This is a genomic window from Gracilibacillus sp. Marseille-QA3620, from assembly GCF_054950035.1.
This window is the reverse complement of sequence record NZ_CM143102.1, coordinates 3,068,907-3,093,904: the sequence shown is the minus strand read 5'-3', so window position 1 is coordinate 3,093,904 and position 24,998 is coordinate 3,068,907. Positions and strand designations below refer to the sequence as shown.

General features: G+C 43.2%; 26 protein-coding genes. 16 read left to right on the top strand and 10 right to left on the bottom strand.

Translation table 11 applies throughout. The features are described 5' to 3' along the window. Nucleotides 1-4: 4 nt before the first annotated feature. Nucleotides 5-814, bottom strand: a complete 810-nt coding sequence (locus tag ACY8DX_RS15620; RefSeq protein WP_462405578.1) for a GDSL-type esterase/lipase family protein — start codon at nt 812-814, stop codon at nt 5-7. A 186-nt stretch (nt 815-1,000) separates the two neighbouring features. Here ACY8DX_RS15620 and ACY8DX_RS15615 point away from each other — a divergent pair, with 186 nt between their 5' ends. Then, nucleotides 1,001-1,711: a tRNA (adenine(22)-N(1))-methyltransferase gene (locus tag ACY8DX_RS15615; RefSeq protein WP_462405577.1), complete on the top strand. Its 711-nt coding sequence runs from the start codon at nt 1,001-1,003 to the stop codon at nt 1,709-1,711. Beyond that, a complete protein-coding gene (locus ACY8DX_RS15610; RefSeq protein ID WP_462405576.1) occupies nt 1,708-2,829 on the top strand; it encodes a Nif3-like dinuclear metal center hexameric protein in 1,122 nt (373 codons plus the stop codon). Before ACY8DX_RS15615 ends, ACY8DX_RS15610 begins: the two co-directional genes overlap by 4 nt. Nucleotides 2,830-2,934: 105 nt before the next feature. Here the strand turns inward: ACY8DX_RS15610 and ACY8DX_RS15605 are convergent, their stop codons facing one another. Both ACY8DX_RS15605 and vrrA read right to left on the bottom strand, forming a co-directional pair. Continuing rightward, nucleotides 2,935-3,879: a 4-hydroxy-3-methylbut-2-enyl diphosphate reductase gene (locus ACY8DX_RS15605; protein WP_049670118.1), complete on the bottom strand. Its 945-nt coding sequence runs from the start codon at nt 3,877-3,879 to the stop codon at nt 2,935-2,937. A gap of 174 nt (nt 3,880-4,053) precedes the next feature. Then, nucleotides 4,054-4,668 (bottom strand): VrrA/YqfQ family protein, encoded by a 615-nt coding sequence (gene vrrA / locus ACY8DX_RS15600; protein ID WP_049670119.1) that lies wholly within the window; start codon nt 4,666-4,668, stop codon nt 4,054-4,056. Nucleotides 4,669-4,877: 209 nt separating this feature from the next. On the opposite strand from vrrA, the gene ACY8DX_RS15595 reads away from it, so the two are divergent. Together ACY8DX_RS15595 and ACY8DX_RS15590 are read left to right on the top strand one after the other, a co-directional pair. Further along, nucleotides 4,878-6,185 carry a DEAD/DEAH box helicase gene (locus ACY8DX_RS15595; RefSeq protein ID WP_049670120.1) on the top strand — a complete coding sequence of 436 codons (1,308 nt, stop codon included), beginning with the start codon at nt 4,878-4,880 and terminating at the stop codon, nt 6,183-6,185. A gap of 45 nt (nt 6,186-6,230) precedes the next feature. Then, on the top strand, nt 6,231-7,106 hold the full coding sequence (locus tag ACY8DX_RS15590) for a deoxyribonuclease IV (protein WP_049672804.1): 876 nt from the start codon (nt 6,231-6,233) through the stop codon (nt 7,104-7,106). A 63-nt stretch (nt 7,107-7,169) separates the two neighbouring features. Here the strand turns inward: ACY8DX_RS15590 and ACY8DX_RS15585 are convergent, their stop codons facing one another. Further along, complete coding sequence (locus ACY8DX_RS15585; RefSeq protein ID WP_439803074.1) at nt 7,170-7,427, bottom strand: DUF2624 family protein; 258 nt, start codon at nt 7,425-7,427, stop codon at nt 7,170-7,172. A 147-nt stretch (nt 7,428-7,574) separates the two neighbouring features. Between ACY8DX_RS15585 and ACY8DX_RS15580 the strand changes: the two genes are divergently transcribed. The 3 genes from ACY8DX_RS15580 to ACY8DX_RS15570 are packed head-to-tail and all read left to right on the top strand — an operon-like array spanning nt 7,575 to nt 9,620. Next, on the top strand, nt 7,575-8,330 hold the full coding sequence (locus tag ACY8DX_RS15580) for a metal ABC transporter ATP-binding protein (RefSeq protein WP_462405575.1): 756 nt from the start codon (nt 7,575-7,577) through the stop codon (nt 8,328-8,330). A gap of 15 nt (nt 8,331-8,345) precedes the next feature. Next, nucleotides 8,346-9,182, top strand: coding sequence for a metal ABC transporter permease (locus ACY8DX_RS15575; RefSeq protein ID WP_049670123.1), 837 nt, complete (start codon nt 8,346-8,348; stop codon nt 9,180-9,182). A gap of 12 nt (nt 9,183-9,194) precedes the next feature. Further along, a complete protein-coding gene (locus ACY8DX_RS15570) occupies nt 9,195-9,620 on the top strand; it encodes a zinc uptake transcriptional repressor Zur (protein WP_049670124.1) in 426 nt (141 codons plus the stop codon). A 300-nt stretch (nt 9,621-9,920) separates the two neighbouring features. Here ACY8DX_RS15570 and ACY8DX_RS15565 read toward each other — a convergent pair whose 3' ends face one another. Together ACY8DX_RS15565 and ACY8DX_RS15560 are read right to left on the bottom strand one after the other, a co-directional pair. Beyond that, the gene (locus tag ACY8DX_RS15565; RefSeq protein ID WP_462405574.1) at nt 9,921-10,232 is read right to left on the bottom strand and encodes a hypothetical protein; all 312 of its coding nucleotides are present in this window, start codon (nt 10,230-10,232) and stop codon (nt 9,921-9,923) included. A 379-nt stretch (nt 10,233-10,611) separates the two neighbouring features. Next, nucleotides 10,612-11,193, bottom strand: a complete 582-nt coding sequence (locus ACY8DX_RS15560; protein ID WP_462405573.1) for a hypothetical protein — start codon at nt 11,191-11,193, stop codon at nt 10,612-10,614. Between the two features lie 146 nt (nt 11,194-11,339). Here ACY8DX_RS15560 and ACY8DX_RS15555 point away from each other — a divergent pair, with 146 nt between their 5' ends. Then, nucleotides 11,340-11,633: a hypothetical protein gene (locus ACY8DX_RS15555; RefSeq protein WP_053103718.1), complete on the top strand. Its 294-nt coding sequence runs from the start codon at nt 11,340-11,342 to the stop codon at nt 11,631-11,633. A 55-nt stretch (nt 11,634-11,688) separates the two neighbouring features. On the opposite strand, the gene ispG is transcribed toward ACY8DX_RS15555, so the two are convergent. From ispG to ACY8DX_RS15535, 4 genes are all read right to left on the bottom strand, one after another. Then, a complete protein-coding gene (ispG, locus tag ACY8DX_RS15550; protein WP_049670127.1) occupies nt 11,689-12,813 on the bottom strand; it encodes a flavodoxin-dependent (E)-4-hydroxy-3-methylbut-2-enyl-diphosphate synthase in 1,125 nt (374 codons plus the stop codon). A 103-nt stretch (nt 12,814-12,916) separates the two neighbouring features. Next, nucleotides 12,917-13,213, bottom strand: a complete 297-nt coding sequence (locus ACY8DX_RS15545; protein ID WP_082197028.1) for a hypothetical protein — start codon at nt 13,211-13,213, stop codon at nt 12,917-12,919. Between the two features lie 246 nt (nt 13,214-13,459). Then, nucleotides 13,460-14,911 carry an IS1182 family transposase gene (locus ACY8DX_RS15540; RefSeq protein ID WP_049669787.1) on the bottom strand — a complete coding sequence of 484 codons (1,452 nt, stop codon included), beginning with the start codon at nt 14,909-14,911 and terminating at the stop codon, nt 13,460-13,462. A gap of 153 nt (nt 14,912-15,064) precedes the next feature. Then, nucleotides 15,065-15,844, bottom strand: coding sequence for a DUF1189 domain-containing protein (locus ACY8DX_RS15535; protein ID WP_049670128.1), 780 nt, complete (start codon nt 15,842-15,844; stop codon nt 15,065-15,067). 138 nt (nt 15,845-15,982) lie between these two features. Between ACY8DX_RS15535 and ACY8DX_RS15530 the strand changes: the two genes are divergently transcribed. From ACY8DX_RS15530 to pstB, 8 genes are all read left to right on the top strand, one after another. Beyond that, nucleotides 15,983-16,462, top strand: a complete 480-nt coding sequence (locus ACY8DX_RS15530; protein ID WP_049670129.1) for a DUF456 domain-containing protein — start codon at nt 15,983-15,985, stop codon at nt 16,460-16,462. Between the two features lie 127 nt (nt 16,463-16,589). Continuing rightward, nucleotides 16,590-17,198 (top strand): superoxide dismutase, encoded by a 609-nt coding sequence (locus ACY8DX_RS15525; protein ID WP_049670130.1) that lies wholly within the window; start codon nt 16,590-16,592, stop codon nt 17,196-17,198. A 176-nt stretch (nt 17,199-17,374) separates the two neighbouring features. Continuing rightward, the gene (locus ACY8DX_RS15520) at nt 17,375-18,595 is read left to right on the top strand and encodes an MFS transporter (protein ID WP_462405572.1); all 1,221 of its coding nucleotides are present in this window, start codon (nt 17,375-17,377) and stop codon (nt 18,593-18,595) included. 79 nt (nt 18,596-18,674) lie between these two features. Continuing rightward, nucleotides 18,675-20,780: a peptidoglycan D,D-transpeptidase FtsI family protein gene (locus tag ACY8DX_RS15515; protein ID WP_442853800.1), complete on the top strand. Its 2,106-nt coding sequence runs from the start codon at nt 18,675-18,677 to the stop codon at nt 20,778-20,780. 567 nt (nt 20,781-21,347) lie between these two features. Further along, complete coding sequence (locus ACY8DX_RS15510; RefSeq protein WP_156185560.1) at nt 21,348-22,241, top strand: phosphate ABC transporter substrate-binding protein PstS family protein; 894 nt, start codon at nt 21,348-21,350, stop codon at nt 22,239-22,241. Between the two features lie 80 nt (nt 22,242-22,321). Then, entirely contained in the window at nt 22,322-23,209 is an 888-nt protein-coding gene (pstC, locus tag ACY8DX_RS15505) for a phosphate ABC transporter permease subunit PstC (protein WP_049670133.1), read from the top strand. Beyond that, entirely contained in the window at nt 23,209-24,129 is a 921-nt protein-coding gene (gene pstA, locus ACY8DX_RS15500; RefSeq protein WP_439803080.1) for a phosphate ABC transporter permease PstA, read from the top strand. The genes pstC and pstA overlap by 1 nt, the downstream gene beginning before the upstream one ends. Nucleotides 24,130-24,187: 58 nt before the next feature. Beyond that, nucleotides 24,188-24,997 (top strand): phosphate ABC transporter ATP-binding protein PstB, encoded by an 810-nt coding sequence (pstB, locus tag ACY8DX_RS15495; protein ID WP_156185693.1) that lies wholly within the window; start codon nt 24,188-24,190, stop codon nt 24,995-24,997. Nucleotide 24,998: the final 1 nt, after the last annotated feature.

The following is a 24,998-nucleotide window of genomic DNA, read 5'->3' as shown; positions in this document are numbered from 1 at the left end:
GTCTTTACTCCTCTCTCAATTGCTGTTGGCTCACGATGGCTTGCGTCAGCCGTTCTGCAATGGCTTCATAGCCTTTTGCGTTCGGGTGGAAGTGATCAGTATAAAGGAATTCCTTCACTTGACCTTGAAATAAATCAAAGACAGGAATAATGACGAAGTTCTTATATTCGGAGGCGAGCCTTTGCAGCTGGTAATTCCAATCAATGACGAATTGAGAGGTATCACCGAGGATCGTTAAATCCTCAAATGGGTTATATAGGCTGATCCAATAGATAGGAGCGTCTGCATTCTCCTTCCGCAGCTCCTCCAAGATTTGGCGGCTGTTGGCTTCGAATGTTTCTGTATCTGGTTCATAGGCGGCTAAATTCTCAGCCGTCAATCCTTCTACCCCGGGGAATAAGTCATTGCCTCCAATCGTCATGACGATAACATCAGCTTTCGACACAGCATGCTTGGCTCCAGATGTTTTTAGGAGAGAAGCCAAGTCGGCTGTTTTTGCTCCGGTTACCGACAAATTGGCAAGTGAAATATCTTGGCCATATTCATCTTTCAATGTATGGGTTAGTCGTTTTACATATCCTTCACCAGAATCATCCCCAATTCCGCGGGTAAGCGAATCGCCAAGGGCCACGATGGAGAGCTTGCCGTCGTCTTCTGGCTTTTCATGGGCTTCCTCTTCTTTCTCGTAATTTGCATTGTCCAGTCCATTTGGCTTTAAAACGGCTGAGGCCGCCTGAAGAAAACCAATAAGGAGGAGAACAGAGACAATGAGCCCTGTGGTCAGCAGGAAAACAGACATCCACCATTTCTTCATCTATAACACCTTCTTTAAGATTTGATGATGCTTCATTCTACTCTTAGTTTAAACGTGTCTACTATTATTAAACCAAAATTTTCCGTATGAGTGAAACGGATGAACTGGGAAGGAAAGACCTTTGCATTCATAGGAGACTTTTCTTATACTAAAGAAATCAATGATACATAGAGTGGAGCATAAAAGATGAATGTAGATAAATTATCAAAAAGACTTGAACGAGTATCAACATATATTCCTGGCGGTGCGATCTTGGCAGACATCGGGTCTGATCATGCTTATTTGCCTTGTTACGCGATTAAAGAGGGCATTGCTTCTCAGGCCATTGCAGGAGAGGTAGTAGAAGGGCCTTTTCAATCAGCGGTCGCTCAGGTAAAGGAATCAGGTTTAGAGAAGCAAATTGCCGTCCGTAAGGGGAATGGCCTTGAAGTGCTGACCGCAGGCGAAGCAAGTGCCATTACCATCTGCGGAATGGGCGGCTCCTTGATTACCCGTATTTTGGATGAAGGAAAGGAAAAGTTCTCAGGTAAGGAACGTCTTATCCTACAGCCGAATATTGGGTCACAATTTATTCGTGAATGGTTGATGCATGAGGGCTGGGAATTGATTGCCGAAGAGATTCTTGAGGAAGACGGCAAGATTTATGAGATTTTGGTCGCTGAAAAAGGAGAACCCAAAAAGCCGTATGATAATCAGAATACAGAGGCAGCACTTCTCATGGGACCATATTTGCTTAAAGGGCAGAATGATGTATTTAAGAAGAAATGGAACCAGGAATTGACGCACTGGCGCAGAATTATCAAACAGGTCGAAGCAAGTGGGAATGAGCGCTCCATGGAGAAGAAAGAAGAGCTTTCCCGCTTGGTTGAAATCGTGGAGGAGGCACTTGAACGATGAAGATTCCAAACGGACATGAGGTCATTCAATTATTTGAGAGCTTTTCACCGAAGTATTTGGCAGAGGAGGGGGACCCAATCGGTCTTCAGGTCGGGACTCTCTCTAAGAAAATCAGCAAGGTGCATGTCGCTTTGGATGTGACAGAAGAAGTCGTTGATGAGGCCATTACAAATGGGGCTGATATGATTTTGGCCCATCATCCACTTATCTTCCGTCCCTTAAAGAAGATTGATTTCAGCCATCCGCACGGAAGGGTGATTGAGAAGCTGATTAAGCATGATATAACCCTGTATGCCGCTCATACAAACTTAGATGTAGCGGAAGGGGGCGTGAATGATATGCTGGCGGCTGCCCTGGGGCTTCAAGAGCTGACACTTCTTTCCCCAACCTATAGGGAGGGCTTGAAGAAATTAGCTGTCTATGTCCCAAAAGAAGCGGAGGAAAAGGTTCGGGAAGCACTCGCCCGCGCTGGAGCTGGCAACCTTGGACATTACAGCCATTGCAGCTTCTCAGCTGAGGGAATCGGCCGCTTTAAGCCTGATGAACAGGCCAATCCGCATATCGGTACAGAAGGTGAGCTTGAGATGGTGGAGGAAGTAAAGGTCGAAGTCGTTGTGCCGGGCCCGCTTGCTTCTAAAGCGGTACGAGCGATGCTGACTGCACACCCGTATGAAGAGGTGGCCTATGATTTATATACGCTCGATAACCAAGGAGTAAAGGAACTTGGATTAGGACGCGTGGGTGTGCTGCCTGAAACGGTCACATTGGGTGAATTTGCTGAACAGGTGAAGAAGGCATTTGAGGTAAGCGCGGTGAGAGTGACTGGCGACCTGACGGCTGCGGTTAAGAAAGTCGCTGTCCTTGGCGGAACAGGGGATAAATTCGTGCGGACAGCTCAATTTAAAGGAGCAGACGTGTTTGTTACAGGGGATATTTATTACCATACGGCCGTTGATTTCAAGCAAGAGGGCATGAATATCATCGACCCAGGTCATAATGTCGAGAAAATCATGAAAAAAGGGGTCGCCTCCAAAATGACCGAGCTTTGTGAACAAGCGGGATTTGAGGTGGAATGGATTCCATCTGTTATTGATACAGATCCTTTTCAGGTAGTGTGAGATAAAAAGCAGGAATAAAAGAGGCCATGAATGAGGTTGCAGTGACCGAAAGTTAGATTATAGACTCTAACTTTTTGGGTGCACATCATTCATGGCCTTTACTATTTATCCTTTAACCTTTACTTTTGGCAAAATCTTAGATAATGGAACTTGTTTTTCATGCTTCCATGTAGAAGGATCATTTGCATCAAATTGCTCAAGGAATGTGATGACTTCCTTCGTAATTGGGGTTGGTGTGGACGCACCGGCTGTCACGCCGACTTTCTCGGCATCCTTAATCCAATCGATGTTCAGCTCACTGACGTCAGCGATTCGGTAGGCAGTTGTTCCCGCGATTTCTTCGGAAACCTGCGCAAGACGGTTCGAGTTATTACTCTTCGGATCCCCGACAACAATCACGACATCAAGTCCTTTAGCCTGCTCAGCGACAGCCTCCTGGCGAACTTGAGTCGCCATGCAGATTTCTTTATGAATCTCAGCGCATGGATACTTTTTCTTCACTTCTTCGATTAAATCAGCTACATCCCATTGGCTCATCGTCGTTTGATTCGTCACGATAATCTTATCATTATCAAGGGAAAGCTCATCGATATCCGCTTTGCTTTCAATTAAATGAACGATATTCGGAGCGACGCCGACAGCACCTTCAGGCTCTGGATGACCCTTCTTCCCGATGTAAATAATGTCATAGCCTTCTTTTTCTTTCGCCTCAATCAGGTCATGGGTTGCTGTGACATCCGGGCATGTAGCATCAATCGTTACGAGCCCTTTTTGTTTGGCAATCTCGCGTACCTCTGGAGAAATACCATGGGCAGTGAAGATAACAGTGCCTGAATTCACCTTCTCGATGATTTCTTTACGGTCCTTTCCATCAAGCGTAATGATGCCCTCTTGTTCAAATGCTTCAGTCACATGCTGGTTATGAACAATCATGCCTAAAATGTAGATTGGTCTTGGTAATGTTTTATCTAAAGCGGCATTTCGGGCGATGACCATCGCATCAACCACGCCGTAGCAATATCCACGAGGGGAAATCTTAATTACTTTCATGTAGAATATACAGCCTCCTTACTCATCGCACCCTGTAAATGGGAGCGTATTCTCCTTATTATAATCGAGTGCACGTAAACTTACAAAAAAAGAAATTGCAGGGGTTATTAAGATAAGTGCTGTCAGTACGTCTCGTCCATGCAAAAAAATGCCCTGCATGCAGGGCATTTTTTGTTAAATGAATAGCTTCGGAACAGATGGCTTAGATTCTGTCCTTTTAGACGAGTTAGTTTTGACTTCATCTTCTTTTGGCAAAGAAGTTTCTGCTGCAACGGTTTCCGTTGATTCAGCAGCTGTTTCTTCTACAGCTGCAGATTCCACGGCAGCTGAGGTATCCTCGGCTTCTGTGGAAGAAGCGCTTAACCCTCTATACATTTTCCACATGGATGGCAGGTTTTTGATCAGCGGCCCATACTGCTGGACTTGGCGGACCATCGGAACGATACGCTCACCTGCGGCCAGTACCTTTTGTGTTCCATTCATGATGTTCGTCAAGGAGGATCCTCCTTGAGCAGCTGCACTTGCAGCGCCCGTAACGGACCGGGCGGCTGTTGCTGCATTTCCAGCGGCAGCCCCTCCGCCTCGGCCGAATAAGGATGATAGAATTCCACCTGAACGCTGGGCCCCGGCGGCAGCCCCTTGAGCTTGACGGGCAAATAATCCTCTAGCACCAGTTGCTCCAGCATTATTTGCGGCTCCCATCATTCCCCTTGGACCCATACCCATACCAGGCCGAATCATGCCTCCCCCGCGTGGAGGAAGGAACATGGGTGGTCTCATTGGCGGCATTTGTTCGCCTCCTTTCTCTCTGTATATCAATCGCGAAGTGTAGTCTTGCGCGGTTCCTTATATGGTATGTCGGACAAGTGTGGATAAGTGCCTCAGCAAAGAAGAATAGGCTTTTAAACCGTGAAAAACTTGTGAATACTGGTTAACATAAGGTAATATGAAAAGGATAATAGGATATGTGTTAAGCATGTTGAGAAAGTTGGTTAAAAATGAGTTCATTTACATTATTTAAATTGCCGGACCATCTAATGGAGGCTGTTGAGAAGGTTGGTTTTAAGGAACCGACAGTCATTCAAGAGCGGGTCATTCCTTCCGTACTAAGCGGAAAGAGCATCATCGGCCAGTCACAAACAGGGACTGGAAAGACGCATTCTTTCTTGCTGCCCATCATTGCACGCATTGATGTGGAGGAATCAGCCGTACAGGCAGTCATTACAGCTCCGACTCGGGAGCTTGCCTCACAGATTTACAAGGCTGCGACAGAGCTGAACGAAAAATTTCCGGAAGACAAACAAATTCATATAAAAAGCTATGTGGGAGGTACTGATAAGCAGCGTTCCATTGATAAGCTGACTGTACAGCCGCAATTGGTTATTGGTACACCTGGACGTATTAAGGATTTAATTGAGGAAAATGCTTTGGTCGTTTATTCAGCCAATATACTGGTTGTTGATGAAGCAGATCTTATGATTGATCTTGGCTTCATGGAGGACGTGGATAAGGTGGCAGCAAGAATGGCGCCGGAATTGCAGATGCTTGTCTTCTCTGCGACCATTCCAGAGAAACTGCAGCCGTTCCTTAAGAAGTACATGAATAACCCGAAGCATATTCAGGTTGATCCTAAGAAGGCATCAGTGGATAAGCTCGACCATGTTCTCGTGCCGGTGAGACATCGCGATAAAGCGAAATTGGTCAAAGAAATCTTAGAGCTTCAAAACCCGTTCCTGGCACTTGTGTTTGCCAATACGAAGCAGAATGCTGATGAACTGGCAGATGCCTTGCTTCAAAAAGGCCTTCAAGTCGGCCGCCTGCATGGCAATTTGCCGGCACGTGAAAGAAAGCGTGTTATGAAGGAAATTAACTCCTTGAAATATCAGTATGTGGTCGCGACTGATTTAGCGGCACGGGGCATTGATATTGAAGGAGTCAGTCATGTCATTAACTTTGAGATTCCTCAGGACTTGGATTTCTATATTCACCGCGCAGGACGGACCGCGCGTGCAGGTATGTCCGGTGTTGCGATCACCTTATTCGAGGAGACGGATGAACAAGCCCTTCGGAAATTAGAGTCCATGGGTATTAACTTCCTAAACCGAGATATCGTTAAAGGTGAATGGATTGAAATCGATGACCGTAATAAACGGAGAAAAAGAAAAGATACTTCTAAAGCGAAGGATGTTAAGAAATACGGACAATTCTCCAAGCATATGCGCAAAGTGAAACCTGGCTATAAGAAGAAAGTAAAAGCCGAAGTAGAAAAAATGAAGAAAAGAGAGAGACGCTTAAAGAAAAAATAGGGGGTACAGTCATTGACAGCATTGAAAATAGGTTCGCATGTATCAATGAGCGGAAAGAAAATGCTGCTGGCAGCAAGTACAGAAGCGGCATCCTATGGGGCAAACACATTCATGATCTATACAGGTGCACCTCAGAATACGCGCAGAAAGAAAATTGAAGAGCTGAACATTGAAGAAGGCAGAAAGCATATGGAAGCGAACGGCATCAGTGATATCGTTGTACATGCGCCGTATATCATCAATATCGGCAATACGGTGAATCCAGCGACCTATCAGCTTGGCGTTGACTTCCTTCGCTCGGAAATTGAACGTACAGAAGCAATTGGAGCAAAGCAAATTGTCCTTCATCCAGGGGCTCATGTTGGTGAGGGCTCAGAGCTTGGCATTAAGAAAATCATAGAAGGTCTGAATGAAGTCATCATTCCTGGTCAGGATGTACAGATTGCTCTTGAAACAATGGCTGGTAAAGGATCCGAGTGCGGCAGAAGCTTTGAGGAGCTGGCGATGATTTTTGACGGGGTTACCCATAATGACCGGCTAAGCGTTTGCTTTGATACTTGTCATACACATGATGCCGGATATAATATCGTAGAGGATTTTGACGGCGTTTTAAATGAGTTTGATAAATTGATTGGCGTACAGAATATCAAAGTGCTTCATATCAATGACAGCAAGAATGAATGCGGAATGAGAAAGGACAGGCATGAAAATATCGGCTACGGCAAGATTGGCTTTAAGCCGCTTCATTACATTGTCCACCATCCGCAGCTTGCAGACATTCCAAAGATTCTGGAGACACCGTATGTCGGCACTGACAAGAATAATAAGAAGGCTCCATACAAGTATGAGATTGACATGTTAAAGGACGGGAACTGGACAGACTTCCAAGAGAAAATCCTTGGTCAAATGGTCGAAAGCTAAAAAACAGTCCCTGTGTAATTAGAGGCCAAATCATCAGAATGGTGATTTGGCCTCTCTTTTTGTTTAATTACCGGTCAGACTATAGAATAATTGTTCAATATGCTTTGCCCGCTCAGAGCCGACAATTTTCTCAATTTGTACGAGTAATTTTGCCCGCTCTGTTTGTTCAAAAATATTAACGGATTTTCCTTTTAATAAAGCAACGATATGATCGGCCTCAGTATTGGACAATGTTATTCCTTGCTGACGGGAAAAACTAAGCAATTCACTTGTTGTGATGCGATTTAATTTCATGTTAATGATCGTTTCGAATAGCTTCATTCTTCTCACCCCATAGTTACATTATGAAGAGGGATGGCTAAAATGAACCAAATCGACAAATGTTAAGTAAATAGGTTTACAATCACAGGCAGCTCCTGTATACTACTTTAGTAAATCGTAATCATTCTTATTAACGGGCGGGAGATTATGAAAGAAGAAATAATCAAATTAGACCATATAGCATATAAATACGAACAAGAAAATGTCCTTGAGGATATCAACCTGATGGTCAGGGAGGGAGATTTCCTTGCTATTGTCGGACCAAATGGTTCTGGCAAGTCTACTTTATTAAAGCTGATACTAGGCATTAACAAAGTACAAAAAGGGGAGATCTACTTATTCGGCGAGAGAATTAACCGCTTTAAGAGCTGGGAACGAATTGGCTATGTCTCTCAAAAGGCCAATTCCTTTAATAGTGGATTTCCGGCAACGGTCGAAGAAGTTGTCGCCAGCGGCTTAACGAAGAAAATCGGCCTTTTCCGCTTCTATACGAAGAAGCATCGGGAAAAGGTCATTCAAGCCTTAAAGGAAGTTGGAATGCAGGATTTCCTGCACCGTACTGTCGGCGATTTATCAGGCGGTCAGCAGCAGCGTGTTTTTATTGCGCGCGCCTTAGTAAGTGATCCTGAGTTATTGATCCTTGATGAACCGACTGTAGGGGTAGACGTACAAAATGTATCTAACTTCTATGATCTCTTGTATGAGCTGAATCGGAACCTCGGCCTAACCTTAATTTTGGTTACCCATGATACAGGCACTATTACAGAAAAGGCGACTCATATTGCCTGCTTAAATAAGCGTCTCCATTTCCATGGTCATTCCCATGAATATGAGGAACTGAATAATCAGGATATGTCAGCTTTCTATGGTCATGATGTATACACATTGAAGCATGATCATTAATGTGGAGGAAATAGTATGCTAGCGATGTTTCAATATGAATTTTTACAAAATGCCTTTTTGTCAGGCTTAATTATCGGAGTAATCGCTCCTTTACTTGGGGTCTTTATTGTAGTTCGTAAGCTTTCTTTAATTGCGGATGCTTTGAGCCACGTGACCTTGACCGGGATTGCGGCAAGCCTCTTGCTAAGCAAGGAATTCCCGGGGACGTTTGCCAATCTGAACCCGCTCTATTTAGGAATGGGCTTTTCAGTTGGGGGCTCGCTGTTCATCGAACGTTTACGGAATGTGTATAAGCACTACCAAGAACTTGCTATCCCCATCATTCTTTCAGGTGGTGTGGGGTTAGGTGCGATATTCATTTCCATGGCGAATGGTTTTAATGTGGATTTATTCAGCTATTTATTCGGCAGCGTGAGTGCAGTCGGCCGAACGGACCTTTGGGTCATTAGTATCATTAGTGTAATTGTTGTCTTTACGGTGATTTTCTTATATAAAGAACTGTTTCTCTTATCATTTGATGAGGAGCATGCGAAAACCTCCGGCATTCCTGCCAAGGCGATTCATTTTATCTTTATCGTCCTTGTGGCTCTTGTAATTGCCATTTCAATGAGGATTGTCGGCGTTTTGCTTGTCTCAGCCTTAATGACATTGCCGGTGGCGGCTGCTTTGAAGGTGGCAAAGAGCTTTAAACAAACCATTTTCATGTCGATTCTGTTTGGGGAAATTGCCGTAGTAGGCGGACTGTTTACCGCTTATTATTTGAACCTGGCTCCTGGCGGGACCATTGTTGTCTTGGCTATTCTAGTCCTGCTTGTGACGATTCTGTTCAAGAAATGGCAAGTGAACCGATAAGGAGGAATTCTTATGGATGTTAAAAGAGCACTTCAACTGTTAAAGGACGAGGGATATAAATATACGGAGAAGCGCGAGGATATGTTAACCCTTTTCTCAAAGAGCAATCGGTATTTAACGGCTAAGGATGTCCTTGAACAATTAAAAAGTTCTTATCCGGGTATGAGCTATGACACAATCTACCGGAATCTATCCTTGTATGTAAAGCTTGGCATTCTTGAAGCTACTGAGCTTTCTGGGGAAAAATGCTTCCGTTTTGCATGTGAGGGGAACCATCATCATCACCATTTCATTTGCATGGAGTGCGGTAAGACGCGTCATATCGATGCCTGCCCGATGGAACAGCTTAAAGATGATTTAGGCGGCTACGAAATCTCAGGACATAAATTTGAAATTTATGGAACCTGTCCAGATTGTCAGCCTCATCATATGAATTAAGATTACAATGCCGTCAGGTGTGTTATGCACACCTGACGTTTTTTATTGGAAAAGGAGCTAAAAGTGTTTGATACATCGAGCAGAATGGAACTCATTTATAAAGCGGAGGAGGATCCAATTGTAATCAAGATTAAGTAAAAGCATCTTGGTATATCAAAGGAAACGAAGGTGTATGAATGAGCACTTTGTTTCTGGCCAATTGGATGTTTACGGCTATCCATAAATTCAAATGGATTGAGTAAGTGCGGTGAAGTGGTGATAAAAAAAGGCCGTTCAATATTTTTCTTAAAACAGCCTTTGTTAAGGGTATAAATTCGGTATTCCGAATGGAAAAAGGATTGGAAGCACCAAAAGAATGCCTAACACGAGGGCTAGCAAAAGAGAGATGATTAGGCTGAATGTGCTTCTAAAAACCTGCTTTTTTTCATTCTTTTGTTCAAAGGGGAGTCCAACAACGCCGATAACAAATGCTGCTACTGCTAAAACCATTAGGTATAACGTTAAATCGTGATCGGTTGATGGGGTAAACAGATTTAGAGATATAAAAAGGAATAGGCAGACGACTGTCAGCACAAATGAGGTCTGGTTAGCGATTTCTTTCACATATTTCATAGGAACAGCCTTTCATTAAAGGTTATATATATGGAAATGTTTTAACAAATCAACCGATAACTGTAAAAGCAAAAAAGATGATGGTTATGATTTCGTGATCCGCCAAACGACGAAATGCGAGATAGTTTTCATAGGAATTCTGCCAAGAAAATAGGGTTTCATCCATTAAAGACCGTTAGCTTGTCCATTTCATCTTTTATGGACTGTACAAATTTTCATCATTCTATGGTTTAAGAGCAAAAGGAAAAAGGATGCGTAATTCTCATGCTATAAGAGTGTTATCTAAACAGTAAGGGAGGGAGGTGACCTCTCTTATACATGCGCAGCAAAAGAAAATGCCAAGCTAAAAGCAGATGTTTTAACTTGGCATTCATTCTTCTTATTCAGCTGTTTCCAGCCTCCAGCGGTCTACCCAGGCCTTAGCCTCGTTCCAGTCATGAACACGAATAACATTTTCTGGAATGGCCATTCGGTTGTAAGGGGCGTCAAATAAAATGACTGGAATACGGCATTCCTCGGCAATGGCGACGGCATTATCATGCTTATCCTCAAAGAAGAGGTCAACATCATGTTTTTTCGCTGAGGCAATCTTGTCATGGCTGCCGATCAATTCAATATGATGGTACATAAGGTCATGCTTATCGAACCATTGCTTCGTAACCGGGAGCAGGGTTTCGCTTCGGGCACTGATGAAATACAGCTCATAATGTTCCTTCCACTCATTCAGCACCTGACCTGCATAAGCAGCCATTGGCGATTCCGTATAGATGCGGGGCTCAACCTCCTTGAACCATTGGTAAAATTCAAGGGGCGGGACATTCACAAAAGGGGTTAATTCATATTCTGTGATGTCATCAAGGGTCAGTTGAAGCTTAAAAGCCTCGTTTATGAAGGGGAGCAGGGATTTCTGACATGTGACGGTGCCGTCTATATCAATTCCAAAACGTTTTTGTTTGTTCATCACGGTATTCCTCCAAGTAATTGTACGATTGATCTCTTCCGCCGGTTTTCTAAATTCTGTTTCTTTTTGCAAAAACTTCTCTCATGTCTTTAGGCTGATGCGAGAACACTAAGGAATGCTCCATTAACTTAAAGGGGGAGAAGGCCTTGTCCAAACGGAATGGAAGAATGGCTGCCTCGCATCGCAATATCACTTCGATGCGGTCAACGAATGAAAGACCAGCCGCTGAAGCCGTTCAAGAAAAGAAACAGGTCATTGGCTATATTGCCATTCTTCTGTCCATTATATCCTTATTTCTTTATCCCGTCATATTTGGTTTGATCGGTTTTTTGACAGGGATTACCGCAATTAAAAGAAGGATTCGAATCTTAGGGATTCCGGCAGTCATGATCGGGCTCTTTTCGGTTTTGGCGGGTTTATTCGTCTATCCCTTCTTTTAGGGGGCCAATAACGAAAAAAGGAGCTGGGAATCCAGCTCCTTTTCTTATAGATCTGTTACTCGGTTACGGATGCATTCGCCTGTTCTTTCTCAAGGCGCTGCTTTTCATAGTATTCCTCAGCCAAGATATCAATTTCTTTCTTCAATTCTTCAACCATTGTCGCTTCTGGTACCTTCCGGACAATTTTTCCTTTGCGGAATAGCAGTCCTTCACCTCTGGCGCCAGCAATACCGATATCAGCCTCTCTTGCTTCACCAGGTCCGTTAACAGCGCAGCCGAGAACGGCAACTTTGATTGGGGCTTTGATTTTTTGAATATATTCATCGACTTCATTGGCGATGGAAATTAGGTCTATCTCGATTCGTCCGCATGTCGGGCAGGAAATCAACGTTGCTGAGTTAGCGGAGAGACCAAATACCTTCAATAACTCACGAGCAACCTTTACTTCCTCTACAGGGTCTGCACTTAAGGATATACGGAGTGTATTCCCGATTCCTTTGCTTAAGAGGGCGCCTATTCCTGCCGCACTTTTTACGGTTCCGGAGAATAAAGTACCGGATTCTGTGATCCCTAGGTGAAGCGGATAATCGAATGTTTGAGCTGCTTTTTCATAAGCTTCAATAGCCAAGCGGACATCTGATGCTTTCATGGATACGATAATATCATGGAAGTCGAGGTCTTCAAGAATCTTAATGTGGTGAAGAGCGCTCTCTACCATGCCGTCAGCTGTTGGGTAGCCGTATTTTTCTAAGATCTTGCGTTCAAGGGAGCCGGCATTGACACCAATACGGATTGGAATCCCTTTTGCTTTAGCTGCCTTGACAACAGCTTCGACCTTTTCACGACGGCCGATGTTCCCTGGGTTGATACGAATCTTGTCGGCGCCGCCTTCAATGGCGATCAAAGCTAATTTATAATCGAAATGGATGTCAACAACGAGCGGGATATTAATTCGTTTCTTAATATCGGCAATCGCACGAGCCGCACGCTCATCCGGACAGGCGACACGTACGATTTGGCAGCCGGCCTCTTCCAAACGATTGATTTCAGCTACAGTTGCTTCTACATCATGTGTCTTTGTTGTGGTCATGCTTTGTATAATAACTTCATCGTTGCCACCGATTGTTAAGTGTCCCACTTTCACGGGGCGGGTTTTAGTACGATGTATTAATTCACTCACTGGTCATTCTCTCCTTTTAGGCGTATTGCCTTTATGCCGCAAAAGCATTTCTAGTTTATTGTATCAACGGTTGCCATCTAATTACAATTAAAGAGATTTCTCTTTAATAATCCTTTAGTTTGTATGTCTGTCCGATTTTAATCTCTTCAGGCTTTAACCCGTTATTTAAGGAACTGAAATCCTTGATGATTTGTTCGATAGGGACAGGAAGTGTCCCTTCCTTTTCTTCTATTAAGGAGATGACGGTATCACCGGGCTCCACTTTTATATTATAGTAGGTTTCATTTGTTTTATCCACAACGGCTGGAGTTGCTTTTGGCAAGGTTCCATATGTCAGGTCATAGTAGACGGAATAGATGACAATGCAGCAACCAAGGAAGATCAGTAATTTTTTGATCATATCTCTTCTCCTGCCTTTTCCCTTTTACTAGATTATATGCGGATAAGAGAGTGAATAGAATAGTGTTCTCTATCTTTTTGCTAAATGATAGGATAAAAAGAAAATGCCCGGCGCTTGTCGAGGGCACTGAAAAACTCCGGTTTTTTTCATAAGTTAAGTCGACAAACATAAAAAAGACGGCTCAAGTTCAGAATATGAATTTTTGAGCCGTCTTTTATTATTTTTAAGGGATATATTCCATCCCTTTTAGTTCAATAGGGTCAATATCCGTTTCACATTTACGGCGAAAATAGCCATAGCCCCTTGTAATTGCATACCAATCAGACCCGAGGAATTGGCTACATCATACCCGTGTCTGTGTTTTAATTCACTATTCTTTGCCTCAATTTTATACCGTTCTTTCGATTTCTCTTTAAAATACTCACTTTCTTGGAATTGTATCTGTTCCGTGTGTACATTTGATTTGATGCTTACGGAATAACTCTTGGTTTTGGCTCCTTCCTTATAGCACCCGTCTCTAAAAGGACAGACTTTACATTTTTCCACATCAAAATAATAGGTATCAACTTGATTTTTGCTGCCCCCTTTTTTTCCTTGCCGAGCCTTTCGTATGGCCATATGACCAGCTTTACAGACATACATTCCAGCGTCTTTATTAAAATCAAAAACATCTTCGCTTTTACGCGTCCCTTGCGTTACCGCTGGATTTAACTTAGCCACAAGCATCATTTCACTTTTATTCGCATACTCGATATTTCCCTTTTCAGAATAGGCGGCATCACCAATGACGGTTTGAATGTCCATGCCGGCTTTTTGACTCTTCTCAATAAGCGATTTCAATTGCTTTCCATCGTTCTTTTCGCCAGTTGTAATAACGGCGGCCGTAATAATACGTTCTTCGCTCATGGCAAGATGTGTTTTGTAACCGAAAAAGGAAGAGTCAGCTGATTTATGCCCAACTCGTGCGTCTGGATCCTTGGATAATTGGAGCTGGTCATTTATATCCTCAATGGTTTCCTTCAGTACATTTATTTTTTCCTTGACTTTAGGATACTCTTGTAGGACTTCATTCTTTTCAATCACCTCGATAAGCTTTTGGCTATAGCTCACCTCATCCTCTAAGACCTCTGTCTTGGACTTGGCTGGCAGTTGATTTTTTATCTGTTCATCCACTTGATAAACGGCTTTTCGAAGCAGCTTTGATTTCTCTGCCAACAGCTCTTTAGGCGTCTTTTGGTTATATCTAGCCTTGGAATGGGTGGAATCAACGATGATAGAATGGCTTTTAATGATTTCCTTTTCAATGGCGATTTCGACCGTTTTATTGATAAGCAAGTCCAAAAGATTAAGATCTTTTAAACGGAGCTTACGGAATTTCGTTAAAGAACTAGGATCTATGACATCATCCTCAGGAGACAGGTCTAAAAAATATTTGAACGACATATCGTACCGTGAGCGTTCCACGATGTCCACATCTGATAAGTCATAAATGGCTTTTAGCAATAGATACTTAAACATTCGGATGGGGTGAACGGCATTCCGTCCATTGTCATGACAATAATGGTCTTTCAGTTCATCATATACGAAGGAAAAATCAATAAGCTCATTGATTCTTCGAAGAATATTATCGTTAGGAACTATTAAATCGTAAAGAGCCGAATAAGGACTTAAGTTCATAGACAGTTGACGTTGAATCATCGTTACACCCACTTTTTTGTGATAAGATAAGAATTCGACAAAAAAGCCCCCTGTTCCTTCCATAGATTGAAGGAACAGGGGCTTTAGTAAGATTTAAGGACTTTTTCAGTGCCCTCGCGCTTGTCCGGGCATTTTCTTGAATGGTAATGGGTTTTAGGCCTTCGGCTTCTTAGGAGCAGGTAATTCCTTAATAGCCATATAGAGCATCATCAGGCTGATGAACCATTTTACATAAAAGTCACCGATGACCGGCACTTGTATGAAATCCATGAAGGTGAAGAACACGACAGCGAGTGTAAAGCTGTATGCAGCTAGGCGCCATTGTTGGCCGAAGTTGGTCCTGCGGCCGAGAATAGAGGCGAATAAGCCGCCGAAATAAGCAAGCAGTGTCACTTCCAGGAATTGCAGGGCGGCTGTCATTAAGAACATGACAAGGATAACGAGTGTGACGATTAAGTATAGGGAAGCTTTCGCGTTTTCTATGTATTCACTGGCGGATTCATTTGTCAGACTTAGTCCTGGAACCATGGAATACTCGAGCTCTTGGGCTTGTCCGTTAACCAATAGAACGGCTTTATTCTTTAACAGGCCGACCGTCACATCGCTTGAAGTGTTCAAATCAGTGGAGTTTAACGTGCCAGTGCTGTCAAATTGAATCGTGAAATCTTCCTTTTTAATCAGCTGCGGGGCATCCATATCTGATGTTAATGTGCCATCCTTAATTTCAAACTTTGGAATGTCTGATTTCAATGCCGTGTTAAATTCGTCTACATTCGTCATGAAAGCCATCGTGAAATAAATGGCAAGTGGCAAGACCATAATGAATGTTAGGAAGAACACGTACAGAATTGTTTTACCTATGCCCTGGAAACGATATTTAGCAATATCCTTGGGCGAGTAAAGACTTTTAACTAATTGAGTAAAAATATTCATTTTGGCTACAACACCTTTTTTTAATGTCAATCTTTATTCTATCTGCCTGAGGTCGATATTACAAGGCAGTTCGCTCGGCAGTACAGAGGAGTTGGGGTAAACTAGGAGTATGGAGCGAAATAAAGAGGAGGTTATGGAATGGAGTGGATTTATTGGCTCATTATTTGGGCTTTGTTTATTGTGGGCTTTATCGGCCTGATCTTTCCCATTATCCCGGGGGTATTATGCATACTGGCGGGAATGCTTGCTTACGGGCTGTTCTTCTCCTTCGACCAGTTTAACTGGCTGTTCTGGGTCGTTCAAGGCATGTTTGTCCTATTATTATTTGGAGCGGACTATTTGGCAAATATATTTGGAGTGAAGAAATACGGCGGTTCAAAGGCGGGAGTATGGGGGAGTACGATTGGATTATTGGCTGGGCCATTTATCATTCCAGGCTTCGGTATTCTCATTGGGCCGTTTGCGGGTGCGTTCATTGCCGAGCTCTTGGTTCATCGGAAGCCCATCAAGACAGCGGCGGCAATCGGATTTGGTTCCGTTGTTGGCTTCGTGGGAAGCACCATCACGAAATTCATCATTCAAGTCATTATGATTGTTTATTTCTTAGTAATCATATAAACGAAAGACGTTTTTGTTGAAAATCAACGTAATGATTGTTAATCTAAAATTAATCACTTCGGTCAAATTGACATAATTGTCTGAAAGTGTTAATTATTGACGTAATTTTATTAGGAGGAATGTTAAAATGGCATTTTCTTTACCACAGTTACCGTACGAGTATGATGCACTTGAGCCTCATATTGACAAGGAAACAATGAATATTCACCACACAAAACACCATAACACATATGTGACAAACTTAAATGCGGCACTTGAGGGCCATGAAGATCTAGCTGGCAAGAGCCTTGAAGAATTGCTTGCTAATATTGAGTCTGTACCAGAAAGCATCCGCACAGCGGTACGCAATAATGGCGGCGGACACGCTAACCACTCCCTATTCTGGGAATTGCTTTCACCAAACGGCGGCGGTGAGCCGACAGGTGAACTAGCAGAAGCTATCGCAGCTAAATTTGGAAGCTTCGAAAGCTTCAAGGAAGAGTTTGCTAAAGCAGCAACTACTCGTTTCGGCTCTGGCTGGGCATGGTTGACTGTTAAAGACGGCGAACTTGAACTTTATAGCACAGCTAATCAAGATTCTCCATTAATGGAAGGTAAAACACCAATCCTCGGTCTTGACGTTTGGGAGCATGCTTACTACCTAAACTACCAAAACCGTCGTCCAGAATACATTGCATCATTCTGGAACATCGTGAATTGGGATGAAGTTGCGAAGCGTTACGCTAGCGCAAAATAAGAAAGCTTCCAAGCGTTTTGGATTAGGAGCATTTGCTTCTTCTCCAAAACGCTTTTTCTTTTGCCTGCTCTAGCTAAAATACATGGGCGAATTGTTAACTGCTGCCAAGTGAAAGATGCTTACATGTTCCGGATTACCTGCAGGGAAACTAACCGAGATAAAGGGGAGTTTTCAAAATGGGAATTCAAAATGATGTTATCAGCAGAATTAAGTCCAATAAGGAATTGTATATCCTGATATTGATTGGTGCGTTGTATTCATTAAGCACCGCCTTATCGAATACGTTTGTGAATGTTTATTTATGGAAGCAAAATGAGGCATTAATGGATTTAGGTATTTATAATCTGGCCGTTGTTATTTTGCAAGGGCTGGCGTTTCTGTTTGCGGGCGGACTTGCAAAAAAGGTCGATCGAATCATTATCCTACGCATAGGGGTTTGTTTTCTTGCGTCATTTTATTTGGTGGTTCTTCTCTTCTCAAGCAACTCCAGGCTCTATTTAGTGCTGATTGGGAGCTTGCTGGGCCTTGGTTACGGCTTTTACTGGCTTGCTTATAATCTTTTGACCTTTGAGATCACCGAACCGGAAACAAGGGACTCCTTTAATGGTCTGCAGGGAATCTCAGGGTCTCTCGGGGGAATGATTGGTCCCTTTTTTGCTGGGTATGTGATCAGCAGCCTGACAGGTAATACAGGCTACTTGATCATTTTTAGTTTATCTCTTGCCTTGTTCGTCGTTGCCGTCGTCTGCAGCTTTTTTCTGAAAAGGAGAGCGGCAGATGGCAGGTATCAATTGCGGGACGTAATGGAGGAACGGAAGCAGAATCGTGATTGGAAGAGGATTACATATGCGAATTATTCACAGGGGCTGAGAGAGGGTGTGTTTGTGTTTATTATCTCAGTCTTTGTGTTCGTTGAAACAGGGAGTGAGATGGCGCTTGGCACCTTCACGCTCATCAGTTCAGGCATTTCATTTCTGGCCTATTTTCTTGTCAGCCGATACGTAAAGGTGAAACACCGGAAGATATCCATGTTCATCGGGGCAATCCTTCTTTACATGGCCATCGCCTTTCTTGTGTATCATGTATCCTACATTAAATTACTTCTATATGCTTGTTTAATTGCACTTGCTTACCCGCTGCTGTTTGTTCCCTATATGTCCCTGACCTATGATGTCATAGGGACGGCTAGGGAGGCGGCATTATATAGAGTGGAGTATATTGTCATCCGGGAGCTGTACTTGAATGCTGGCAGAGCGACCTCCATTTTGGTATTCATGGCATTGATTTTGCTGACTCCAGAGCAAACAGGCATCAAAATTCTCCTTCTTGGAGCAGGCGCTGGGCATGTATTTGTTTACTTATTTATGAGGAAAGTGATTGTAAGAAATATTGATTGACTGGAATCTTTTACTTCTGTTAATCTGTATAAATTGATAATAAAATGAAAGGAAATGCAACTATGAAGGGATGGAGACAGTGAAAGTCAGAAAGAAAAAAAAGAAAAAACAACTACCTCTTCGTCTGAATATATTGATATTCGTTGTGTTTTTACTTTTCTCTGCGCTAATTCTTAGACTGGGAATCGTACAGATTGTCTATGGGGATGATTACAAACGGGAAATTGAGAAGACCGAGGAAGTGACGGTTCAAAACTCTGTTCCACGGGGAAAAATCTTTGATCGCAATGGACAGATTATCGTGGATAATCAGCCGCTTTATGCAATCACATATACACGTACCCAGAAAACATCAACAGAAGAGATGCTAGAGACAGCCGAGAAATTGGCTCAATTAATTGAAGTGAATACAGATAAGGTTCGTGAGCGGGACAAGAAGGACTTCTGGATCCTCTTGAATCCAACAGAAGCCAAGAATAAAATTACTGAAGCAGAATATAAGAAGCTGAATGACGGCAAATTAACGGATGATGAAATCTATCAAATGCAGCTTGATCGGATAACAGAGGATGATATTGACTTCTCTGAGGATGAGCTGGAAGTATTGGCCATTTACAGCCGCTTTATCTCAGGATACTACCTATCTCCGCAAATCGTTAAGAATAATGAGACCACTTATGAAGAAGTGGCGCGGGTTAATGAACATATCGAAAACCTTCCTGGTGTTGATACAACAACAGACTGGGAAAGGAAATATGCTTACGGAAGTACACTTAAATCAGTGTTGGGAAAAGTATCCACTTCAAGTGAGGGGCTGCCATCCGATAAAGCAAACTATTATTTGGCCCGAGGATACAGCCGTAATGATCGTGTCGGCACCTCATACTTAGAACAGCAGTATGAAGAAGTATTGCGCGGACAGCAAGAAAGAATCCGCAATGTGACGGATACATCCGGCAATATAGTCAGCACCGAGATTATTACAGAAGGCCAGCGCGGAAATGATTTAATCCTAACCATTGATATGGACTTGCAAATGGCCACAGAGGAAATTATTGAAAAGCAATTGAAGGCAAAGACGGGTACAGGAGATACGAAATACTTGGACCGTGCCTATGTTGTTGTCTCTGACCCGAAAACGGGCGAGCTTTTGACAATGGCTGGCAAGAAGTATTCAAGGGATGAAGAAACAGGAAAGATGAAGATGACGGACCATGCGCTTGGCACCTTCACCTCTTCCTATGCGATGGGCTCCTCTGTCAAAGGTGCGACCATCTTGACAGGCTACCAGACAGGAGCCATTTCACCGGGTCAGGTAATCCTTGATGCTCCGATGAAGATTAAGGGAACGCCAGTGAAGAAATCCTGGAAAACCTTTGGTAATATAACAGACATTGATGCCTTACGCGTTTCTTCAAACGTATACATGTTCAAAACGGCTATTATGCTTGGCGGCGGCAATTACGTTGAGGGAGGATCCCTTAGTGTAAAAGATTCTGCTTTCTCTACTATGCGAAGTTACTATAATCAATTCGGTCTTGGTGTAAAGACTGGACTTGATCTTCCTGGAGAGGTTGCCGGCTATAAAGGCATTACTCAAAATGCCGGTCTATTAATGGACTTTGCCATTGGACAATATGATACGTATACACCGATGCAGCTTAACCAATATGTATCCACTATTGCTAATGGTGGGAATAGGGTGAAACTCCATCTTCTAAAAGAGGTTCGAGAACCATCAGACGAGGATGATGCACTAGGCAAGGTCGTTAAAGAGGTCCAAACGGAAGTGCTGAATACTTTGCCGATGAAGCAATCTTGGATTAAACGCGTTCAAGAAGGCTTTAGGCAGGTTACACAAACGCCGGGCGGTACAGCTTATTCCTATTTCAGTGGTGCTGCATATAAACCAGCAGGGAAAACAGGTACGGCTGAGGCTTTCTATGACGGGCCTAAGTGGGAAATCGGTACGGTGCAGCCGGAAACGTATAATATTACCTTTGTGTCGTATGCACCGGCAGATAATCCAGAGATAGCCATCAGTGTTGTTGTGCCATGGGCTTATCAAAGCACCGGTCACAAAATGAATCTGGAGATTGCGAAATCGGTTTACGAGAAATACTTTGACCTGAAGGCTGAGAGAGCCGGCACTAAAAAGAAATCAGATTCAAATGATGATGAATAAAAGAACACATAAATAAGCAAATTGGACACTTATGTATGCCCCTCTTGAAGAGGATAGGACAAAAGGTGTCCAATAACTTAAAAGCTGAACTATTTTAAAGTGTAATTTAAAATAGTTCGGCTTTTTTTGTTTAGCTCTGTTAAAGGTGAATATGGATAGGAGAATGCCGCCGTTACTCCTTGCTTAGATTAGCGGACAGGGGTGACTCCGCAGATGTGCCTAAGCACTCGTGGAGGCTCCCAGACCGCCGCTGGGTTTCGTCAGCCTGCAACGAAAATCAACCCTTTAGATTAGCTAAGCCTTTAGGTTAAAAAATTTCAATGCAATAGTCGGTTTTCGACACTGCAAATTTAGTTATGTCCCAACCTCCTTTTACATTTTTGTCCCTCTAAATATGAACGGAGCACGATGATAACAGGATCTGAATCATCTATTTTCAATTTACAAACAATAATAAATATTTACATAACCTTTACATTTGATTAATGCCTGGTTTAAATTGCTTGTTTAATATAGAGACTGTAAGCGGTAAATGAAAACAATCAAGCAAACGGGAGGTCTTTGGTTATGTTTATGAAATGGAAAAAGGCATCTTTCTTCATGGTGCTAGTACTGATGAGCGGAGTACTTGCAGCATGCGGAAGCGATAGTGAATCGAATAATGGTGGTTCCTCCGGTGCAAACGGAGAAGAAATATCCGGTATGATCACAGCAGCTGGTTCAACGGCCTTGCAGCCTTTGGCTGATGAGGCTGCAAATGAATTCATGGCCAATAATCCTAATGTGTCCGTGAGCGTGCAGGGCGGAGGCAGTGGTACCGGCATTAATCAAGTAGCTAGCGGAGCCGTTAACATTGGTAACTCTGACGTTCCTTCAGCAGATAAATTGGAAGATGAAAAGCTTGCCGGTGAAATAGTTGACAATAAAGTATCCGGCATTGCCTTTGGAATCGTTGTAAATAAAGATGTAACCGTTAAAGACCTGACAATTGAACAGATTCAAGGAATCTTCTCTGGCAAGATCAAGAACTGGAAGGAAGTCGGCGGAGCGGATTTGGAAATCAATGTCGTCAATAGACCTGCTTCTTCCGGCACACGTACAACATTTGAACAAACAATCATGCAAGATGTGAAGATTGATGACAGTATCGGTACAAACCAAGATTCTAACGGGGCTGTTGAAAATTCTATCAATTCCACATCCGGTTCCATCAGCTATTTGGCCATGAGCTACTTAGTTGAGGGCAAAGAAACAACATTGAAAACAGTCACCATTGATGGTGCAGAACCGACAACTGAAGATGTAGCAAATGGAAGCTATCCTTTCTGGTCTTATGAATACATGGTCACAAAAGGGGAACCAGAGGGAGCTGTCAAAGCATTCATCGATTTCATGATAAGTGATGATTTTGCCGGTAAGGTTGATGAAATGGGCTATATTCCAATGTCTGAATTGGAATAACTCATAGGTAAAAAATGCGAGGGGACTGGTCGTTTTTGCCAGTCCTGTTACCGTGTTTAATTGGAGAGGAGCAGATTAGGATGAAAGGCCATAAGTCGATAAACTACTGGAAAAGTGAATATATAGGCCGAATCCTTGTTACTTTATGCGGGTTCGTGATTGTACTAACCACATTGGCAATCATCGTATTCATAACTGGTAAAGGAATTCAGTCATTTACTGTGAGCGGCATTTCACTATGGGAAATGATCAGTTCAACAAATTGGAGCCCGAATGACGGGCATTATGGAGCATTGATTTTCATTGCTGGATCCACGCTCGTATCAATGGGAGCTGTGTTAATCAGTGCCCCGATTGCCATTGCTTTAGCTATTTTTATGAATTATATATCTCCTAAGTTTGGAGAAAAGGTTTTACGGCCTGTATTGGAGTTATTGGTAGGAATTCCTTCCGTTGTTTATGGGTTATTAGGGGTGACCATTCTTGTGCCGTTCCTAAGAGACTCATTTGGCGGAGTCGGTTTTAGTTTGCTGGCGGGGACTATCGTCCTCAGCATCATGATTCTCCCGACAATTGCCTCCCTGGCCTCTGATGCTTTAAGAGGAGTGCCGCCGCAATTGCTGGAAGCTTCTTACGGCCTTGGCTCTACAAGATGGCAGGCAATCAGCCGTGTGGTGATACCAGCTGCGAAGAAAGGGGTATTAACAGGGATTGTCCTTGGGCTCGCACGTGCATTTGGTGAGGCGCTTGCCGTTCAAATGGTTATCGGGAACACGATTAAGCTGCCAGAAGCCATTACGGACCCAACGGCCACTTTAACAGGGATTTTGACAATGGATATGTCTAATACATTAAACGGGACAGCATGGAATAACGCTCTTTGGAGCTTAGCCCTGATCCTATTGGTTATGTCATTCTTGTTTATTATGATTATTCGTTTTATTGGGAATAGAGGTGGGACAAAATGATGAATTCGCGAACAGTTAATAAGATTTGGACAGGGATTTTCTACATCATAGCCATCTTTATTATCATTCTCCTTGGATTTCTCGTTTTTGAAATACTGAAAAGAGGCTGGGGATTTTGGGACCCCTCCTTCCTGACGGGAAGATCGAGCAATCTGGAAGCTGGCGGGGGAATAGGGTATCAATTATTTAATTCCTTCTACATGCTCATCATTACATTGATTATTTCTGTTCCTCTTGGTCTAGGGGCAGGTATTTATTTGGCGGAATACGCAAAACCAGGGAAGTTTTTGAACTTTATCCGTTTATGCATTGATACGATGGCGTCTCTTCCTTCTATTGTGGTTGGATTATTCGGATTGCTTGTGTTCGTAACGGCAACCGGATGGGGATATACCATTATCGGCGGTGCATTGGCCATTACCATTCTGAACCTGCCGAGTTTGGCGCGTGTCAGTGAAGGGGCGCTCTTGGATGTACCGGATAGTGTGAAGGAAGCTAGTCTTGGTGTCGGGGCAACAAGATGGCAGACGATCGTGAAGATTGCCCTGCCGACAGCGATGCCGCAAATTATTACAGGGGTTATCTTAGCGGCGGGCCGTATTTTTGGGGAAGCGGCAGCTTTGATTTATACAGCAGGCTTAACGACCCCCATCTTAAATACAGCCGCAGACTTAAGCAGTCCTGTGAACCCATTCAATATTTTCAGGCCGGCAGAAACATTGGCTGTTCATATCTGGAAATTAAATTCAGAGGGGATTGTGCCGGATGCTCAGGCAATTGCGACGAAATCAGCTGCCGTACTCATCATCATGGTCTTGATCTTTAATTTACTCGCACGCTTATTCGCAGCTCTGTTGCAAAAGCATTTCGAAGGCGGTAAAGGGAAGAAGAAAAAGAAAAAGCCGCAAGCAGCAGCTTAACGCTCGATAGTCTATGGAATCGATAGGGGGCAATGACATGATTGAACTGAAAGAAAAAATGCAGGAAAAGGGAAAGGTGCAGGTCATGCAAACAGAACAATCAAGCAAGGATAAAAAGCTTGTTTATGATACGAGAAATCTAAATCTATGGTATGGAGATAATCATGCCTTGAAAGATATTAATCTGCCAATTGAAGAAAATGAGGTTACGGCCATTATTGGACCTTCCGGCTGTGGTAAATCCACTTATATAAAAGTTTTGAATCGCATGATTGAATTGATTCCAAGTGTCAAGACAACAGGGGAAATTCTCTATAGAGGCAACAATATTTTCGACAAGAATTATCAGGTAGAGGAGCTGCGTAAAAGAGTGGGCATGGTTTTCCAGAAGCCGAACCCTTTTCCAAAGTCCATTTATGAAAATGTCGCCTATGGACCAAAAATTCATGGTGTAAGAAATAAAAAGGAATTGGACGAAATCGTGGAAAAAAGCTTGCGCGGTGCCGCTATCTGGGATGAAGTGAAGGACCGTCTTCATGAAAATGCCTATGGCCTATCAGGCGGGCAGCAGCAGCGTATATGTCTTGCGCGCTGTCTGGCAGTTTCACCGGATGTCATCTTAATGGATGAGCCGACATCAGCACTTGATCCAATCTCCACCTTGAAGGTTGAGGAGCTTGTTCAAGAGCTGAAAGAGAAATTCAGCATCATCATTGTCACTCATAATATGCAGCAGGCTGCGCGCATATCTGATAAGACAGCCTTTTTCTTGAGCGGGGAAGTCATTGAGTTTGACGAAACCGACAAAATATTCTCCACGCCAAAGGATAAGCGGACGGAGGATTATATTACAGGACGTTTCGGCTAAG